This is a genomic window from Wolbachia endosymbiont (group A) of Udea olivalis, assembly GCF_964028365.1.
Classification (GTDB): domain Bacteria; phylum Pseudomonadota; class Alphaproteobacteria; order Rickettsiales; family Anaplasmataceae; genus Wolbachia; species Wolbachia pipientis.
The window spans coordinates 1,184,432-1,202,177 of record NZ_OZ034773.1 but is presented as its reverse complement, the minus strand read 5'-3'; the positions used below and the strand labels follow the sequence as shown (position 1 = coordinate 1,202,177).

18 protein-coding genes and 5 pseudogenes are annotated in these 17,746 nt (G+C 36.3%); 19 read left to right on the top strand and 4 right to left on the bottom strand.

Annotation, left to right across the window (positions count from 1 at the left end):
* Positions 1 to 204: 204 nt before the first annotated feature.
* From ABWU32_RS05575 to ABWU32_RS05565, 3 genes and pseudogenes are all read right to left on the bottom strand, one after another.
* Positions 205 to 501, bottom strand: a complete 297-nt coding sequence (locus ABWU32_RS05575; RefSeq protein ID WP_264376582.1) for a virulence RhuM family protein — start codon at positions 499 to 501, stop codon at positions 205 to 207.
* A 47-nt stretch (positions 502 to 548) separates the two neighbouring features.
* A pseudogene (gene rhuM, locus ABWU32_RS05570) lies at positions 549 to 870 on the bottom strand (RhuM family protein).
* A complete protein-coding gene (locus tag ABWU32_RS05565) occupies positions 812 to 1,093 on the bottom strand; it encodes a hypothetical protein (protein ID WP_264376457.1) in 282 nt (93 codons plus the stop codon). Before ABWU32_RS05565 ends, rhuM begins: the two are co-directional and overlap by 59 nt.
* A gap of 626 nt (positions 1,094 to 1,719) precedes the next feature.
* On the opposite strand from ABWU32_RS05565, the gene ABWU32_RS05560 reads away from it, so the two are divergent.
* The 19 genes and pseudogenes from ABWU32_RS05560 to ABWU32_RS05470 form a co-directional block, all read left to right on the top strand.
* Entirely contained in the window at positions 1,720 to 2,175 is a 456-nt protein-coding gene (locus ABWU32_RS05560; RefSeq protein WP_353278517.1) for a crossover junction endodeoxyribonuclease RuvC, read from the top strand.
* A gap of 112 nt (positions 2,176 to 2,287) precedes the next feature.
* Positions 2,288 to 2,908 (top strand): annotated as a pseudogene (locus ABWU32_RS05555) (ParB N-terminal domain-containing protein); the annotation flags it as partial.
* 590 nt (positions 2,909 to 3,498) lie between these two features.
* Positions 3,499 to 4,971: a group II intron reverse transcriptase/maturase gene (gene ltrA / locus ABWU32_RS05550; RefSeq protein ID WP_264378235.1), complete on the top strand. Its 1,473-nt coding sequence runs from the start codon at positions 3,499 to 3,501 to the stop codon at positions 4,969 to 4,971.
* 155 nt (positions 4,972 to 5,126) lie between these two features.
* Positions 5,127 to 5,729: pseudogene (locus tag ABWU32_RS05545) on the top strand (DNA-methyltransferase); the annotation flags it as partial.
* A gap of 28 nt (positions 5,730 to 5,757) precedes the next feature.
* Positions 5,758 to 6,237: a hypothetical protein gene (locus ABWU32_RS05540; RefSeq protein ID WP_353278515.1), complete on the top strand. Its 480-nt coding sequence runs from the start codon at positions 5,758 to 5,760 to the stop codon at positions 6,235 to 6,237.
* 3 nt (positions 6,238 to 6,240) lie between these two features.
* On the top strand, positions 6,241 to 7,725 hold the full coding sequence (locus tag ABWU32_RS05535) for an ankyrin repeat domain-containing protein (protein WP_265027984.1): 1,485 nt from the start codon (positions 6,241 to 6,243) through the stop codon (positions 7,723 to 7,725).
* A complete protein-coding gene (locus ABWU32_RS05530; RefSeq protein ID WP_265027985.1) occupies positions 7,722 to 9,548 on the top strand; it encodes a phage terminase large subunit family protein in 1,827 nt (608 codons plus the stop codon). The genes ABWU32_RS05535 and ABWU32_RS05530 overlap by 4 nt, the downstream gene beginning before the upstream one ends.
* Complete coding sequence (locus ABWU32_RS05525) at positions 9,549 to 9,773, top strand: gpW family head-tail joining protein (RefSeq protein WP_114517333.1); 225 nt, start codon at positions 9,549 to 9,551, stop codon at positions 9,771 to 9,773. It begins immediately after the preceding gene.
* Positions 9,770 to 10,474 (top strand): glycoside hydrolase family 25 protein, encoded by a 705-nt coding sequence (locus ABWU32_RS05520; protein WP_237350031.1) that lies wholly within the window; start codon positions 9,770 to 9,772, stop codon positions 10,472 to 10,474. The genes ABWU32_RS05525 and ABWU32_RS05520 overlap by 4 nt, the downstream gene beginning before the upstream one ends.
* Positions 10,471 to 11,877: a phage portal protein gene (locus tag ABWU32_RS05515; protein ID WP_265027987.1), complete on the top strand. Its 1,407-nt coding sequence runs from the start codon at positions 10,471 to 10,473 to the stop codon at positions 11,875 to 11,877. Before ABWU32_RS05520 ends, ABWU32_RS05515 begins: the two co-directional genes overlap by 4 nt.
* Before the next feature lie 23 nt (positions 11,878 to 11,900).
* Positions 11,901 to 12,941, top strand: coding sequence for a S49 family peptidase (locus ABWU32_RS05510; protein WP_265027988.1), 1,041 nt, complete (start codon positions 11,901 to 11,903; stop codon positions 12,939 to 12,941).
* A 76-nt stretch (positions 12,942 to 13,017) separates the two neighbouring features.
* Positions 13,018 to 13,392: a head decoration protein gene (locus ABWU32_RS05505; protein ID WP_265027989.1), complete on the top strand. Its 375-nt coding sequence runs from the start codon at positions 13,018 to 13,020 to the stop codon at positions 13,390 to 13,392.
* A 37-nt stretch (positions 13,393 to 13,429) separates the two neighbouring features.
* On the top strand, positions 13,430 to 14,434 hold the full coding sequence (locus ABWU32_RS05500) for a major capsid protein (protein ID WP_353278510.1): 1,005 nt from the start codon (positions 13,430 to 13,432) through the stop codon (positions 14,432 to 14,434).
* Between the two features lie 17 nt (positions 14,435 to 14,451).
* Positions 14,452 to 14,745 carry a hypothetical protein gene (locus ABWU32_RS05495; protein WP_265027991.1) on the top strand — a complete coding sequence of 98 codons (294 nt, stop codon included), beginning with the start codon at positions 14,452 to 14,454 and terminating at the stop codon, positions 14,743 to 14,745.
* Positions 14,738 to 15,250, top strand: coding sequence for a phage tail protein (locus ABWU32_RS05490; RefSeq protein ID WP_406833170.1), 513 nt, complete (start codon positions 14,738 to 14,740; stop codon positions 15,248 to 15,250). Before ABWU32_RS05495 ends, ABWU32_RS05490 begins: the two co-directional genes overlap by 8 nt.
* Entirely contained in the window at positions 15,247 to 15,720 is a 474-nt protein-coding gene (locus ABWU32_RS05485) for a hypothetical protein (protein WP_265027992.1), read from the top strand. Before ABWU32_RS05490 ends, ABWU32_RS05485 begins: the two co-directional genes overlap by 4 nt.
* On the top strand, positions 15,707 to 16,171 hold the full coding sequence (locus ABWU32_RS05480; RefSeq protein ID WP_047759504.1) for a phage baseplate assembly protein V: 465 nt from the start codon (positions 15,707 to 15,709) through the stop codon (positions 16,169 to 16,171). The genes ABWU32_RS05485 and ABWU32_RS05480 overlap by 14 nt, the downstream gene beginning before the upstream one ends.
* Positions 16,168 to 16,421: pseudogene (locus tag ABWU32_RS05475) on the top strand (PAAR domain-containing protein). The gene ABWU32_RS05480 and the pseudogene ABWU32_RS05475 overlap by 4 nt, the downstream one beginning before the upstream one ends.
* Before the next feature lie 2 nt (positions 16,422 to 16,423).
* A pseudogene (locus tag ABWU32_RS05470) lies at positions 16,424 to 16,597 on the top strand (baseplate assembly protein W); the annotation flags it as partial.
* Positions 16,598 to 16,686: 89 nt separating this feature from the next.
* On the opposite strand, the gene ABWU32_RS05465 reads toward ABWU32_RS05470, so the two are convergent.
* Positions 16,687 to 17,661 (bottom strand): IS110 family transposase, encoded by a 975-nt coding sequence (locus ABWU32_RS05465; RefSeq protein WP_353278507.1) that lies wholly within the window; start codon positions 17,659 to 17,661, stop codon positions 16,687 to 16,689.
* Between the last annotated feature and the right edge of the window lie 85 nt (positions 17,662 to 17,746).

The following is a 17,746-nucleotide window of genomic DNA, read 5'->3' as shown; positions in this document are numbered from 1 at the left end:
CAAAGACTTATATTTCTACTATATTATTGGTAGATAAAAAGCAGAGATACGGGGCTTTCTAAAGGGTGGGGACAATTTTTCACCCCCCTTGAAATTAAAACAAAAGGTGATAGACAAGATATCAAACACAGATAGCTCAACTACAAGCTGGTTTTTGTTGTAGTTATTTTCTCACTTTCTTTACTTAATTCATCAAAGTCAGATTCATGTTTGTATAACTCTATACTTTTCGTATTCTCCTTCAGCTAGAGCTTTTGCAACTTCAGCACTAACTTTACCAGCATCTTTAAGTACTTCATAATCATTGAACAATAGAAATGCATCCAACTTTTCAACCCAATTCTGCATTTTTATTAGCCGATGCTTTCTTGCTTGAAGTTCCGCATAATCTAGGAAACAATATGCACTCAACTCTTTTTCAGTCAAGTAGTTTTTTGCAGTACTCACATCACTCTTATGAATTTTGTTGCCAGAACCATCTTTCCATGTAGTTAGCCCAATATTTGGTTTTTTGTGGTCAACTCGAGAGCTCTGCTGCAGTTAGGCCATCAATATAATTTATTCTGTACTTTTGCATAAAATTGTTTTGTTATTTCTGAATTTGGATCATAGTCTGCAGAGCATTCAGCATAAATGTCAGTAATCTTCTGGTAAAACCTACGTTCGGATGCTCCTGATTTTTTCAAGTAATTCATTGAAGTAGTCTTTACCAAACTTTGGGCCGTTTTTTAGCCGTTCGCTATCTAATGCAAATCCTTTGATCTTTAAAATTTTCGTAGCCCATACTCTAAAAGATGTAGCCTTTTTAGAATTAACTCGATAACCAATAGCTATCCAAATTATAAAATTGTGTAGGGTACTGTTTACCATCTTCAGCAGTATTCCGGAAAATCCGGATAACTGAATCTTTATCTAACTCTTGACTAGCAAATATGTTCTGTAAGTGCTCACTAATTGTTCTAATGTTAACACCAAATAACTCCGCCATTCTTTTTTGTGTAAGCCAAATGTTTTCATCTCGATACAAAACATCAATTCTTACGTCTCCATCTGGAGTTGTATATAATAAAATTTCGTTCCCATTTATTGTCATATCTACTCTACCTTACTTCAAGTAGCATATGGGTTATTTGTAAAAAAGACAAGCAACTGTAAAACTCTAAAAATAGAGGACTATCTGCTTTATTCTTTAGCTGATAAGCAGTTTTAAAATTATTTTAACTTTTTTTTAGAAAATCCCGGAAAAAGTAGTAAGAAATCCGGTATATATATAATAGAAGGGCTATAGTTTGTGGATGCGCTTCAAATACAAAAGCTTTAAGTGTCAATTCAAAACTCGGCAAACAAACATTGAGCATACTTGTATTTTTTTAGATGAGGTAAAAACTTCATTTTAAAGATGGATGCTAAAATATAGCACTGCGTAAAAGAACGAGTGTAGCACCCTTTAAAACTTAATTAAATGGCATTCTTAGTAACCTTACTACTATAGAACAAATCTTCATGTAAGTCTAACACGATTTTTATCCTTTGCAAAAAAAATTGAACAGTTTTCGTAATTTTGGTGAATATATATAATAAGAAAACAACTTTCTGCAGTAGCACATAATTCTCGAATTTCCGTTGTTGGCCTACAAAAACCTATGAATTGCTAGTGTATTTTGCAGAAACCAGACGATATTTTGGAGTAAGTGCTACTTGTAATTTTAATAATAGCAAATGTCAATCTTAACACTGGACCTCGGCAAACAAATGGGCTGGGCAATTCTAACAGATGGAATAATTGAAAGTGGAAGCAAAAGTTTTCATGGTAGTCGTTTCAGTGGAGGTGGAATGTGCTTCTTAAACTTTCGTAATTGGCTCAATTCTTTGAAAGACATTTCTGCAGTTTATTTTGAAGAAGTAAGAAGACATCTAGGAACTGATGCAGCGCATTGCTACGGTGGTTTTCTTGCAGTTCTCTCTGCTTGGTGTGAAGAGAACAATATTCCCTACCAAGGTGTTAATGTTAAAACTATCAAACGCTTTATAACGGGCAAAGGCAATGCAAGTAAGAGTGAAGTTATTGAAGCTGTAAAGAAAAAAGGGGGTTCACCTAGAGATGATAATGAGGCCGATGCTTTGGCATTAATGTTCTATGTTAGTAAAGATTTTAATAGTCTAAAAATACCATAAAAGTGGGTCCTTTCAGCCATAATGGCGGATTTGGTGGTGCTGACCCCAGGCCTTCTTTAGCGTCAGAGATATTTTAAATATTAACCTTTTAGTTATTAAGAATTTAAATTATATGAATTTAGCAATCCACTATTATCCTACTCGAGATCTCGTCGAATATGAGCGTAATCCTCGTAAAAATGACGATGTGGTCAACAGAATGTGTGCTTCTATTCGAGAATTCGGCTTTCGTATACCAATAGTTGCAAAAAGCGATGGAACTGTGGTTGATGGTCATTTAAGACTTAAAGCAGCAAGAAAGCTTGGTATGGAGAGTATTCCAGTGGTTTTAAGTGATAATTTAAATGAACCACAAACCAAAGCTTTTCGATTACTGGCCAATCAATCAGCTAATTGGGCAAAGTGGGATGATGAGCTTTTGAAAGTAGAAATTCAAGAGTTAGAAGATTTACAGTTTGATCTTAAAATGACAGGATTTGAATTAGAAAAAGTTCAACATTTCCTTGATGATTTAGATAGTGAAAAAGAAGATTTTTCTGACTTGGTTGGTGATGAAAAAAGGGTAGAAATAACAAAACCAGGTGATTTATGGATTTTAGGTGATCATCGAATCTATTGTGGTGATAGCTCTTTAGTTGAATCATATAAAGCGGTATTAGATAATAAAATGGCAGATATTACCGTATGTGATCCTCCATATAACGTTGATTACGTTGCGACGCGAAGGCGTCAGAAGTAGCTGTTTCTCAGGATTTTCTAGGTTTTCTTAGAAAGATCAAGAAGAAACCGTCCGTGTTGCCGGATGAATCTAGGGGCATGAATTAAGTAGCTGCCCTGACAATGTAACAAAGCATTATGCGGGATACAAATTGCAAAAGGCGTATTCTCCCTCAAACCATACAGAGGGTAAGTGCTAGATAGTGAATAAGGTGAAGGTAACTGAACCTGTGATAAAGACCGTAAACGTTGACAAGCGAAAGCGGTTGATACGCTTGGGCCAAAAGGCATTGGAAGCAGGAGGAACATCTCGTAGTTGTGTTCCCGTAACCTATAAGCTTCTCGGTCGACAGCAGGCACCTAAGTTCACAAGCTACTTTTGGGGAAGCGTGGAAACCCTGTACTTGCTCCCTACCATAGTGGGGACAGCAAACTGTAAGGAATGCTTATGGCAGTGCAGGTTTGGGATGTCGGAAAAAGCAAAGGTCTCACTGTAATGGTGGGAATACCAGTTGAAACATTACTGGACATAAAAGTGTGCCCACGTCCGATAGGTCTTTCTTTGTAAGAGATTTTGGAGAACTTTTTATATATGAGGAAAAGCAAATGACAACACTGACATATTCAGCGATTGGTGCATCCTCTACACCTACAATTACATGGGAATCTATTAATTGGACTAAAGTGATAATAGGTGTCAAAAAGCTCCAGATGCGTATTGCAAAGGCTGTTCGAGAAAGAAGGTACGGCAAAGTGAAAGCTTTGCAATGGATATTGACACATTCGTTTACTGCAAAACTTTTGGCTGTTAAACGAGTCACTCAAAATCAAGGAAAAAACACCCCTGGGGTTGATGGCTTAGTTTGGCGCACACCGCAACAAAAGATCAAAGCTGTTCAATCGTTAAAGCGTCGAGGATATTGCGTCCAACCGCTCCGACGAGTATGGATTCCAAAAAGAGCAGGAAAAAAACGTCCTTTGGGAATACCAACTATGAAGGATCGGGCAATGCAGGCTCTTTATCTGCAAGCACTTGAACCAGTTTCAGAATCAATTTTAGATCGTCATGCCTATGGTTTTCGGCATAAAAGATCAGCTGCTGATGCTATTGACCAATGTTTTAAAACGTTGTGCCAAAAAGTATCGGCACCATGGATCCTAGAAGCAGATATCAAATCTTGTTATGACTCCATTAGTCATGCATGGCTTTTAGAACACTGCCCTATGGATAAGAAAATTCTGAAAAAATGGCTGACAGCAGGATACATGGATAAGAACACTTTTTATATCATTAAAGAAGGTACTCCTCAAGGAGGGATCATCTCTCCTACACTGATGAATATTACCCTTAGAGGCTTAGAAAAGACAGCCCAAAAATCTGCCTTTTGGCGCGATAAGGTTAATACTACCGCCTACGCTGATGACTTTATTATTACAGGAAGATCGAAAGAAGTCCTTGAAAACAAAGTAAAACCAGCAGTGTGTGCCTTTTTGAAGGAGCGTGGATTGGAATTCTCAGTAGAAAAAACTAAGATTACTTCCATTGATGAAGGATTTGATTTTCTAGGATTTACGATTCGAAAGTATCGAGGAAAGCTCTTGATCATGCCTTCTAAAGCAAGTATCAAAGAGTTCCTAAAAATGATCCTGGAAACCATGAGACTTCACAGCACAATAACAACGGAACAACTTATCTACACCTTGAATCCTAAGATCAGAGGATGGACAAATTATTACCGTCATGTTGTGTCAAAGAAAGTGTTCAACTATGTCGATCATAAGATCTTTGGTGCGCTTTTGAGATGGATTAAAAGAAGGCATCCAAATAAAAATTTTCAATGGAGAAAGCAGAGATACTTTTGCACCATTGGCAATAATAACTGGACCTTCTTTGCTAAGTCTTCAAAAGATAAAGGACAAGGTAGCATGGTAACTTTAATGCAAGCTGCCTCAATTCCGATTGTGAGACATGTCAAAATAAGAGCAGATGCTAATCCCTATGATCCAAAGTTTAATTCATACTTTTTCAAGCGAAATCTTGAAAGAAAGAAATACCAACATTGTATTAAGGAGAAGTAATTATGACGAAACTTGAGAACCAGTCTTCTATCGATAACAGCCGGGCAAATAAATCTGCCTTTGAAAGGCTTGAGCCGTATGACGGAAAACTGTCAAGTACGGTTCTTAGGGGGAAAAGGAGCGGCAACGCTTCTCTTTCTACCCGGCGTAGCAGTCAAGATAAAAAAATATTAAACGATAATCAAGGTGAAAAGTACGAACTTTTTCTCTACTACATTTGTTCCAATATTTTAGCATATACGAAAGGAGCAATTTACATCTGCATATCATCATCAGAGTTTTCGACGTTGCAAAAAGCATTTGAAGAAGCAGGTGGACGTTGGTCGACATTTATCATTTGGGCGAAGAATCACTTTACACTAGGCAGATCTGATTATCAAAGACAATACGAAGCAATGCTTTATGGATGGAAAAGTGGCAATAAACGTGAGTGGTATGGAGGTAGAAATCAAAGTGACCTCTGGTTTTATGATAAGCCAACACACAATACACTACATCCAACGATGAAGCCAGTAGAGCTAATGGAGAGAGCAATAGTTAATAGCAGTAGACCAGGAGACATAGTACTTGATCCATTTAGCGGATCTGGAAGTACACTGATTGCATGTGAGAGAACAGGAAGAATTTGTAGGACAATAGAGCTAGATTCAAAATTTGTAGATGTAACGATAAAACGTTGGCAAATATATACCGGAAGAGAAGCTATTCTTTCTGGTACTGGTAAAACTTTTGCAGAAATTCAAGAAGAAAATTCGTAAAAAGGAGCGAAAAGAGAGGAGGAAAAGAGTGGAAAAGATCACACAAACAGAATGGGCAAGAGAGATAGGAGTATCAAAGCAATATGTCTGTTATTTAGTAAAAAAAGGAATAGTTGAGTTGGAGGATAGTTTGATCAATAGAGAACAAGCAAATGAAGCAGTAGCGGCAATAAGAGATCCAAGTCAGCCACTGAGGAGGAAAAATCCAGAAAACGAAAATACAAGTAACCTTTCCACAATGTTGCTTAAAACTCGAATAAAAAATGAAATGGAACGAGGTAAACTACTTGAGGCGAAAGCTAAGGCTGAGATAGGAGAACTTGTAGCAGTAGAGGAAGTAAAGCGCGATGCATTTAACGTAGCAAGAGTTGTCCGTAATAATTTGCTTAATATTCCAAATAGAGTTTCAGCACTACTTGCATCACTGAGTGACACTGAAAAGATTCATATGGCGCTAACTGAAGAGATTACAAACTCATTACAAGAATTATCTAATATTAAGTTTTAAATAATGTCTGCTAACTTAAGTTTAGAATTAATAAAGTGTCTCATTAATCAACCAGGAGTGGATGTAAATGTTAGAGGATTAAATGGAAAGACACCGCTGCATTATGCAGTAGAAATTAACGAGTTTGGTATGGTTGCACTCTTACTGAACAGGAAAAATATTAATCCACTGATCACTGATGATGATGGTAAAAGTGCGCTCTCTTGTGCAAGAGAAGAAATATTACAGGCGCTAATTAATAACAAATACGGATCAGAGCAAGATAGCTTACTCCACTTAGCTGCGATGTTGAATGAAGCAAATGCTGTAAGGTTTTTACTCGACAAAGGGGTTAATGTTAATGAGCAGAATGCTCTACTACATACAGCATTACACTTAGCAGCAGGAGCTGGAAATGAAGAAATAGTAGAAATTTTAATTAGAGAAGGAAATGCGGATAAGGACATTCTTGATGCGAGAAATCACGCAGCAATTCATTATGCAGTAAACAACAAGAAAATAGGAGTAGTAAAAAAACTAGTAGACCTCGATGCAAATGTAAATAGGACCGGTAGTGGAGAAAATGCAACAAAGTTATCACCTCTTCACAATGCTGTAAGCGTTAGCAATTATGATGAACGAGATTTGTGTTTGGATATTGTAAGGTGTTTAACAAATGCTCCAAACTCCAAGGTCAATTTACAAGACTATGAAAATAAAACACCATTACATTATGCTGAAAGACTTAAAACAATAGAGGTTTTACTAACGCGAGAAGATATAGATCCTTTGATTAGAGATGATAAAGGCAAAACACCATTTTGTTATGCAAGAGAAAGGAATAAACAAGATATAGTGGAAATTTTAATGAGTAGTAAATATGGAGAAGATAAAAACAGTTTACTTCATTTAGCTGCAAAAAAAGGATATGAGGAGTTCCTAGAAGAGATTTTAGAAGAGGGAGTTGAAGTAGATATTTTAAACAATAAAGGAGAATCAGCGATATATCTTGCAGCAATAAATAGACATTTTAATATAGTAAAATTACTGCTAAAGAAAAGAGCAGATGCTACAGATGTTTTTCAGTACGCAATAACAACAAATAACGTAAAACTGATAAAGTTATTAAGCAAAGAAAAAGATATAGTTTTATTTGGAAAAAATGACAACTTTCCAACGTTTCATTTATTGAGCAATAAATATTTTGAAGAAAGGAAAATAGCAGACAAAAAAATAAAGAAATATATCAATATCATCTGTGTTTCTATAACAGTATGTGCAATAGCGATAGTGGGAATTTACCCTAACATTATAGCTGCAGTAATGGTGGGAATAGTTGCACTCATAGCTGCAATAGTAATGAGTAATTTAATTCAGAAGTATATAGAAGAAGCGCTTGAAAAGAAAATGTTTATTGAACTCGAAAGTGAGAAAACAAGTGAGAGCGTAAGTCCTAATTTAAGTGATGTTGAAGTATCATCTAATGATGGTGAAGAGCTAGCAATATGATATACGCCACATCATTTTCTGAAGGTTTAAAACCAGATCCAGAGCTTAAAGTATCAGAGTGGGCGAATGAGTATCGAGTTCTAGCACCAACTGCAGCATCAGAGCCAGGAAAGTGGAGAACGGAAAGAACTCCTTATTTAAAAGAAATCATGGATTCACTTTCTCCGTCCTCACCAGCAGAAAAAGTAGTATTTATGAAGGGAGCGCAGATTGGAGGAACAGAAGCTGGCAACAATTGGATTGGCTATATCATCGATCAAACACCAGGACCAATGCTAGTAGTACAGCCAACAGTTGAAATGGGAAAGCGTTGGTCAAAAGGAAGATTTGCGCCACTGATTGAAAGTACACCATGTTTAAAAAGTAAAGTAAAAGACCCAAGATCAAGAGATTCAGGCAATACTGTACAAAGTAAGGAATTTCCAGGTGGAATAGTAGTAATAACCGGAGCAAATAGCAGTGTAGCACTGAGATCTATGCCAGTAAAATATCTCTTTCTTGATGAAATAGATGCCTACCCAGGAGATTCAGGAGGAGAAGGAGATCCAGTACTGCTCAGTATTGCACGAACTAATACATTTGCACGGCGAAAGATTTTTTTAGTGTCAACGCCAACGATTCATGGAATAAGCAGAATTGAGAAAGAATTTGAAGCAACAGATAAGAGATATTTTTTTGTACCATGTCCGCATTGTAATTACTATCAAGTATTAAAATGGCCACAAATTAAATGGGAGAACAACGACTCAAGAACAGCACATTATGTCTGCACTGAATGTAGCGGCAAAATAGAAAATCATCAAAAGACAGAGATACTTGAGCGTGGAGAATGGAGACCTACTAATAGAGTAAAAGGTGAGAAAAAAGGATTTCATCTTTCAAGTCTTTACAGTCCAGTTGGTTGGTATAGTTGGCAACAAGCAGTAGAAGATTTTCTCCATGCCAAAGAAAGTGAACAATTACTGAAAGTTTGGATAAATACTACGCTTGGAGAAACTTGGGTAGATAAAGGAGAAGTACCAGACTGGAAGCAATTATTTAACAGAAGAGAATTTTTTCAGATTGGCACAGTACCAAAAGGCGAAGTAGTTCTCACAGCAGGAGTTGATGTCCAAAAAGATCGTTTAGAAGTAGAAGTTGTAGCCTGGGGAAAAAGCCGCGAAAGTTGGTCAATAGACTATCGAGTATTTGAAGGAGATACAGGAGGTGGAGAAGTATGGGGAAAGCTTTCGGAGCTCCTCAATCATCATTTTATCGGTGAAAATGGGCTTGAATATATGATAAGTATGATGGCAGTAGATGCTGGATATGCAACGCAAGAAGTATACAACTGGGTAAGAGGTCATCAAGGATCTGGAAGAGTAATGGCAGTGAAAGGTGTAAATAAAGCTCTAGTACCACTTAGCAGTCCAAGCAGAGTAGATATAACAGTTGGTGGTCAAAAGCTGAAAAGAGGAATAAAGCTCTGGCCAGTAGGAGTATCGATATTAAAGTCAGAGCTTTTTCAATTACTTAATGTTTTAAAAGAAGGTGAAGAAGCTCCAGCAGGATATTGTCATTTTCCTGAGTATGCACCTGAATATTTTAAGCAGCTAACGGCAGAGCAATTAGTCAGCAAGGTAGTAAAAGGATACACAAAACAGGAGTGGCAAAAGGTAAGAGAAAGAAATGAAGTACTAGATTGCCGAATTTACGCAAGAGCAGCATCGATAGCACTGGGAGTAGACAGATGGCCAGAGAGTAAATGGAATAGTTTAAGTGAAAAACCGGAAAATAAAAAATCAAAGAAAATAGTCAAAAGCAAATGGATCAGCAAGCAATAAATGTATAACGAAGATTATTTAATTCAAGTTGAACAAGCAATAAAGAAGCTTCAGAGTGGCGAAAGAGTGGTATCAATTGCATATGGTGATCATGTTGTGAGATATGCTGAAGTTCAGATAAAGGATCTACTGAGCTTAAGACAACGCATCAAAGGTGAACTAAAGATTGCTGGAATGAAGCCTAAACGAAAGATTATTTTTGCAACAAATAAAGGAGTTATATGAGGGAAAATTTTCTGAGAAAAGTTGTAAAAGAGGAATATTCTGAATTTTTAGAGCAATTAAAAACTTTCATAAAACTATGGGACAATAGAGAGAGTTCAGTAAATGGAATAATAGATTTGTCACATTGGCAAGAAAATGTGGATTTTGAGTTAGCTAAAGAGAGTGGTATAGTTGGAGTAATTCATAAGGCAACGCAAGGAACAGAGTACATAGATTCAAAATACAAAGAAAGAAGAAAAGAAGCTGAAGACTTGGGTCTATTATGGGGTTCATATCATTTCGGTGTAGGGGAAGATGGAAAGGATCAAGCAAATCACTTTTTGAATACAGTGGGTAAAGCTAAAAATACAATTGTTGCTCTTGATATTGAAGAGAACGAAAGTGGAAAAAATATAGAACCAAGACAAGCAGAAGATTTTATTAAAAAAGTTCAAGAAGAAACAGGGCGTTCACCTTTAGTGTATGGAGGTGCTAATTTTTTGAAAGATTTTGCCACACCAATTTTGACTAAATGTCCATTATGGATAGCAAGATATGGAGATCAACCTGTTTTACCGCAAGGCTGGAATAAGTGGATTTTATGGCAATACACCGACGGTAAAAATGGTCCAGAGCCACATGAAGTAAGTGGAATCGGAAAATGTGACAGAAATAAATTTAACGGCACATTAAAAGAATTAAGAGAATTTTGGTTAGTATGATGCTGAAAAATTTCAAACAACTATTTAGCAAGCCAAAAATCAAAAGTTCAGCCTGGGATGCAGCAGGCTCAGGAAGAAGGGTAATGTATTGGCAAGGAGAAGCGGGAAGCATAAATAATTTGCTTTCTCAAAGCCTTGAGCACTTGCGTAGCCGCTCTCGTGATATGGTAAGAAAAAATCCATATGCAGCAAATATTATTGATACAATAGTAAGTAACTCTATTGGAACAGGAATAAAACCGCAATCAAAAGCAAGAGATGGAGAATTTCGAAAGAAGGTGCAAGAATTATGGCTAAAATGGACAGATGAAGCAGACAGTAACGGAGTAAGTGATTTTTATGGATTACAAGCTCTAGTATGCAGAAGTATGATAGAGGGAGGAGAATGTTTTGTACGCCTCCGAAATCGTAAACTCGAAGATGGATTTTCTGTACCATTACAACTGCAAGTACTTGAGTCTGAACATTTAGATAATAAAACAAATCAAACTTTAGGAAATGGTAATGTAATAAGAAACGGGATTGAGTTTAACAGGCTTGGGCAAAGAGAAGCATACTACCTATTTAAAGAACACCCTGGTGAAAATACCTTTGGAGAGTCAGTAAGAGTGCCAGCAAACGATGTTTTACATATCTATAGACCACTAAGACCTGGGCAAATTAGGGGAGAGCCATGGCTTTCTAATATACTGCTAAAGCTTTATGAACTTGATCAATACGATGATGCAGAATTAGTAAGAAAAAAGACTGCTGCGATGTTTGCAGGGTTTATTACAAGACTCGATCCTGAAGCAAATATTTTAGGTGAGGAGCAAGCAAATGAGCAAGGAGTAGCACTATCTGGCCTAGAACCTGGAACAATGCAGCTTTTAGACCCAGGAGAAGATATAAAATTTTCAGAGCCATCAGATGTTGGAGGAAGTTATGAAGCGTTTATGAGACAGCAACTCAGAGCAATAGCGATTGGTACAGGGATAACATATGAGCAGCTAACAGGAGATTTAACCGGTGTTAATTATTCATCCATTCGAGCAGGGCTGATAGAGTTTCGTCGTCGATGTGCTATGCTGCAACACAACACTATAGTATTTCAATTTTGCAGACCAGTATGGAGTAGATGGCTAGAATTAGCAGTGCTTTGTGGAGAACTGAGTATAGATGAAAAAGTAGTAAAAGCAGCGAAAGAAGAAGTAAAATGGATACCACAGGGATTTGATTGGGTGGATCCGCTAAAAGATCAGCAAGCACAGCAAATGGCGGTAAGAAATGGCTTCAAGAGCCGCTCAGAAGTAGTATCAGAAATGGGTTACGATGTAGAAGAAATTGACCAAGAAATAGCAGAAGATCAAAAGCGTGCTAATTCTTTTGGACTTTGTTTCGATTGTGACGTTAATGTGCCATAAAGTACAATAAGGGGAGGAAGGTGATGTGGATAAATAAACCAATAATGGTAGAGAGAAGAAGCTTTGAACTACTATCATTATATAACAGCAAACAACCTATCTTTAAGAATTTAAAGCATTTTCATATAAACCCAAAAGGAATAGCAATAATACGTATTTATGGAGTTTTGACAAAAAAAACAGAAGCTTTTGATCATATTTTAGACATGACTTCGTATGAAAATATTCATGAAGAGATAGAGAGTGCTTTAGAAGATAAAAGCATAGAGACGATTCTACTTGACATAGACAGTCCAGGAGGGGAAGTAAACGGTGTCTTTGACCTAGCTGATTTTATTTATGAATCAAGAGCAAAAAAGAGAATTATTGCAATAGCAAATGATGATGCATATTCTGCTGCGTACGCTATAGCCTCTAGCGCTGAAAAGATTTTTCTCACCCGCACTTCAGGAATTGGGAGTATAGGAGTAATAGCAAGTCATATAGATCAAAGTGGATTTGACGAAAAACAGGGAATAAAATACACCACAATTTTTGCTGGTAGTCGGAAGAATGATTTAAATCCGCATGAGCCAATGACGTCTGAAAGTTTAGAAAGCTTACAAAAAGAAGTAGGAAGACTATATGAAATGTTTTTGCAGCTAATAGCAAGGAACAGAGGTCTTTCAATTGAAAAGATTCGATCAACGGAAGCAGGGCTTTACTTTGGTGAAAATGCAGTAGAAATAGGTCTTGCAGATGGAGTTACAACATTTTTTGAATTTATCAATAATCATAAAAGTAGGAGTGTTAGTATGACAACTAATGAGTTAACTGATGAAGGCTACGAAAACTGTCGTAGAGAAATTTTAGAGATAATAAGATTATGTAATGTATCAAAGATGCCAGAAAAGATAGGAGAATTTATTGAGCAAAGCGTAAGTGTTGAGCAAGCAAGGGAAGTTTTAATGGAGTTACTTGCAGAGCGAACAGCAAAAGCTGAGATTTTCAGCGCTTTACCACAAAATTCATCAGAAGATTTGATGATACAAGTAGCTAAAGCTCGAGCGCAATCAAGTATTTAAGTTTTCTTATAACCGCCGCGTACAACAACTACAAACATGGCGGTAAACTAAAGGAAAAAAAAGGAGAAAAGAAAATATGACATGTATAACTGAACAAAATAATCTGGGTGACTTATTAAAGTATGAGGCATCAAGTCTATATTCAAGAGACCAAATAACTGTAGCGAAAGGTCAAAATATTAAACTTGGTACAGTAGTTGCCAAGAAGACAGATGATGGTTTTATTAGAGTGCTGAACCCCACTGGAACAGACGGCACACAAACAGCAGTAGGAGTAATTACAACCGATATACATAGCAAAGATTCTGATATGAAAGGAGTAATTATTACTCGCAGTGCAATGCTAGCAGATCATGCAATTGTGTGGCCAGCAAATATCACTGAAGAGCAAAAAGCTGCAGCAATAAAGCAACTTGAAGCACGAGGGATCATTATCCGCAAGGGAGCTTAAAAAAACTATTAAAAATACAAAAGGGGGAAAAGAAAAAATGCAAAATCCATTTACAAATACAGCATTTAGCATGACGGCACTAACAAATGCGATGAATATATTGCCGATAAATTATGGACGTGTTGAAAATTTAAATTTATTTCCAAATAGGTCAGTAAGATTTAGACATATTACAATAGAAGAACATAACGGAGTTTTAAGTTTACTACCAACGCAAGTTCCAGGAGCACCAGCAACAGTAGGAAAAAGAGGAAAAAGAAAGGTAAGAACGTTTACGGTTCCGCATATTCCACATGATGATGTAGTGTTACCAGAGGAAGTACAGGGAATAAGGGCATTTGGATCAGAAAGTGAACTGAAAGCGCTGGCGGATGTAATAACCGATCATTTACAGCTAATGAGAAACAAACATGCAATAACATTAGAGCATTTGCGTATGGGAGCGCTCAAAGGAATAATTTTAGATGCTGATGGCAGTGAATTATTAAATCTGCATAATGAATTTGAAATAACACCAAAAGTAGTAAATTTTGCCCTTGGAACAGCAACAACTGATGTAAAACGTAAGTGTCTGGAAGTATTGCGGCATATTGAAGACAACTTAAGTGGTGAATATATGACCGGGATTCATGCCTTAGTAAGTCCTGAGTTTTTTGATGCACTAACTTCTCATGCTAAAGTAAAAGAAGCATATGAAAGATGGCAAGAAGGAGCAGCGCTAAGGAATGATATGAGGTCAAGATTTACATTCTGTGGAATAACGTTTGAGGAATATAGGGGGCAAGCAACTGACCCTGAAGGAACGGTTAGAAGATTTATTGAGAAAGATACAGGGCACTGTTTTCCAGTAGGAACAGCAAGCACATTTACAACATATTTTGCACCAGCAGATTTTAATGAGACAGTAAATACACTTGGACAGCCACTATATGCAAAACAAGAACCAAGGAGGTTTGATAGAGGAACAGATTTACATACGCAGTCAAATCCTCTTCCAATGTGCCACAGACCTGGAGTATTAATCAAAATTACTGCAAGTTGACGATTATAGAGAGGTTATTGAAGGATTGTTTTGATCATCTAGGAGTGGAAGCCATATATTGTAATAAAAATAAGGAGGCGATTCGAAAAATAAAAGTGCTAATTAAACGTCCTGAGACTACGTACTCTCTAGGTGCAGATGGAGCATTAACTCAGCAAATTGCTTCTATAGAAATACGTGATCAGGACGTTACTTCCTTTAGCATAGGCGATTATATCAAGATTGAAAAAAGGTTCTACAAGATTTTTGAACCACCGTTAAAAGATTCTTCGAGTGAAATATGGAAAATTGAGGCAATAGAAAGTGTTTGATATTAAAATTAGTAACAATATTAATGAAATAATCTCCAATATTGAAAGAAAAGAGCAGAAAATAAAACTGGCAGCTATAAAAGCGTTAAACAAAACGGCACTATGGTTAAAAGCGCAAGCAGCTAAGGAAATCAGTGAGGAAAAGCAGATAAAATTAAGTTTGATAAGAAAGAGATTAAGAATTTTTAAGGCGAAAACTAGCAGATTAGACGTGTTAATTAGAGCAAATCTCTATGACATTAGAGCATCGACAATTGGCAAAATACAAAAAACAAGAAGAGGATCGAAAGTAGGAAAGCATGAGTTTATAGGAGGATTTGCAGCAGTTATGCCAAAAGGAAATAGCGGTATGTTTAAACGTGAAGGAAGAGCAGCATTTCCAATAAAGGAAGTAAAACTACCACTGGAACCAGAGGCTTCAAGGATAATAGGGAATCTTGTTAATTATGAAGTTGAAGAAGTCTTTACAAAGTTTTTTGAACGTGAATTGAGCTATAAAGGATGAATTTGAAAGATTTACATGATAAAATTTGTACCACGCTGAAGAGAGAAATACCAGCAATTCAAACTTGTGAAATTTATCCATCGATAAGAAAAGAATTATTAGCGCCAGCGTTATTTGTAGAGCTTGTGAGTTTAGAATCGGGAAAAGATCCTGGAACAGAGGAATTAGCGCTGAAAGCAAGATTTGAAGCACGCATTGTGACTGATAGCACAATAGAAAATGCCCCTATTATTGTCAGAACATTAGCAGCAGAAGTAGCAAGAGTAGTAAATAAAAATACTTGGAATGTGGAAAATGTTTCACCAGGAGAATTTATCTCTGCAGAAATTGACGGATTTAGACCCGAATTAGATGCATATTTGGTGTGGATGGTTGATTGGAGTCATCAGCTTCATTTAGGTAAATCGATATGGACAGAAAATAAGATTAAGCCACATACGATTATAATAGAAGAAAATGTTAGAGAGTAATTTTGCTATTTCAGAGCTGCAAAGAAAGTTAGCAAACATTGTACGAATAGGAGTTGTAAAAGAAGTAGATTATGAGAAAGCAAAAGTAAGAGTGAAGATAGGAGAACTTTTAACAGATTTTCTTCCATGGATAACTTCTAGAGCAGGAGAGGAAAGAAGCTGGCTACCACCAAGCATAAATGAACAGGTAGTAATATTGTCACCATTGGGAGAGTTATCATTAGGAGTAGTACTAGCTGGAATATATCAGCAAAATTATTCTGCTCCAGAGAATAGTGAAATGATTAACAGTTTAGTATTTCAAGATGGAACAAAGTTATTGTATGACAAAGAGAGCAAGAATCTTGAAATTTCTGTAGTGGATAAATTAAATTTCAAAGTAGGAAAATCAGAGATAGAAATGACAAAAAGTGGAATAAAACTGAAAGCAGAAAGGATCGACTTAAATTGAACAAAGGAATAGTGAGGTTAGGAGACTACTGTGGAGAAGCTATACCACATTTCTGCATTAGCGGAAGTAATAATGTTTTTGTAAACGGTAAGTCATGTGTAGACAAGGAGACAGTTTTAGTGAAGGAAAAGTAATGATTCAAGGATCAAAAACAGTGTTTGCAAATGGTCTTAGTGTAGGAAGAGTAGGAGATATAGTTTCATGTAGGTTTAAAGTAATAAAAGGCAGTGAAAGCGTCTTTGCAAAATAGAAATGAAGGGTATGGATGCTAAAACAGGAAAGACGTTAGAAGGAATAGAGCACTTAAAGCAGTCGATAATTGATATACTGACCACTCCTATTAACAGTAGAATAATGAGGAGAGATTATGGCTCAAGATTATTTGAATTGGTGGATAAGCCAATAAATAGAGATTTAACACTTGAGCAGTTGTGTTAAAAGTCAATAGAAAAATTGATGTAGCTGTGAATAAGTACTTAAAATTTGTGTGGGCGTACTTATTCACAGCTACGCTATTACTGTATAGAAGCAGTCTTAGGACTATATTCCTCAGTAAAGATCCTATCATCTTTGACCAAAGAGTTAGCAAGAATAAGCAGTTTTCTCATAGCAGCAGTGGAAGCAATTTTATATGGCTTTTTATATTGACTATATAATCTAGTAAAAAAAGGTTTGATATAGGAATTAACTTTTTGTGCACTGAGAATACACATGTGTAAAACCGTTCTAACTTGTGATCTACCGCCCTGAATACATCTCTTTCCTTTACTGAAACCACTGTCTCGATTAAAAGGTGCAAGTCCTGCAAGGCTAGATATTTGCTTTTCTTGAAGGGTTCCAAGTTCGGGCAAATAGCAAATCAAAGTAATGGCTGTGATTTTGCTTACGCCTGGTATACTAGTTATTGATATGTATTTTCTTTTAAGCTCTTGATTTTGACCGATAAATGTAATCATTTCATCTTCTAAAGTTTTAATTTGATTACGTAAAATCGCGAGAAGCTCCTCTATTTGTTTGATTATAGATGTATCAGTTACCTGTTGGATTTGGGTTTTTTGTATTTTTGCTATTTCTACAAGTTGGTTTCTACGAGATAGTTTTTGTTTCAAGCAATCAATATTACCATTATCAACTGTTAAAGGAGTAACACGCATACCTGTGTTGTTGATATAACGTGAAATGATACTGCAGTCTATTTTATCAGTTTTTGTAGTAATACCAAGGCTTTTAGCATAGTCTCTAAGCCATCTAGGTTGAATGACGTACACCTCAAAACCATTGCTTAGTAAAGTATAGGTACATAATTTTTCGTATCCACCAGTTGCCTCAAGACCAACTTTGGTTACATTATGCAAACGTAAAAAGTCCAGCATTTCATCAATGGATTGTACATTGTTTTCAAATATTTTATAATGCTCAAGTGGGTGAATGTGGATATCTAATTTACTTTTGCTAACATCAATGCCAGCAATAATGTTTGATGAATTCATAATTCCTCCGTAATAATAACATATACTGCATTTTCCAGCCTTATATACGAGCCTAAAAGCTCAGTCAGTTGTTCGGAACTTTCAG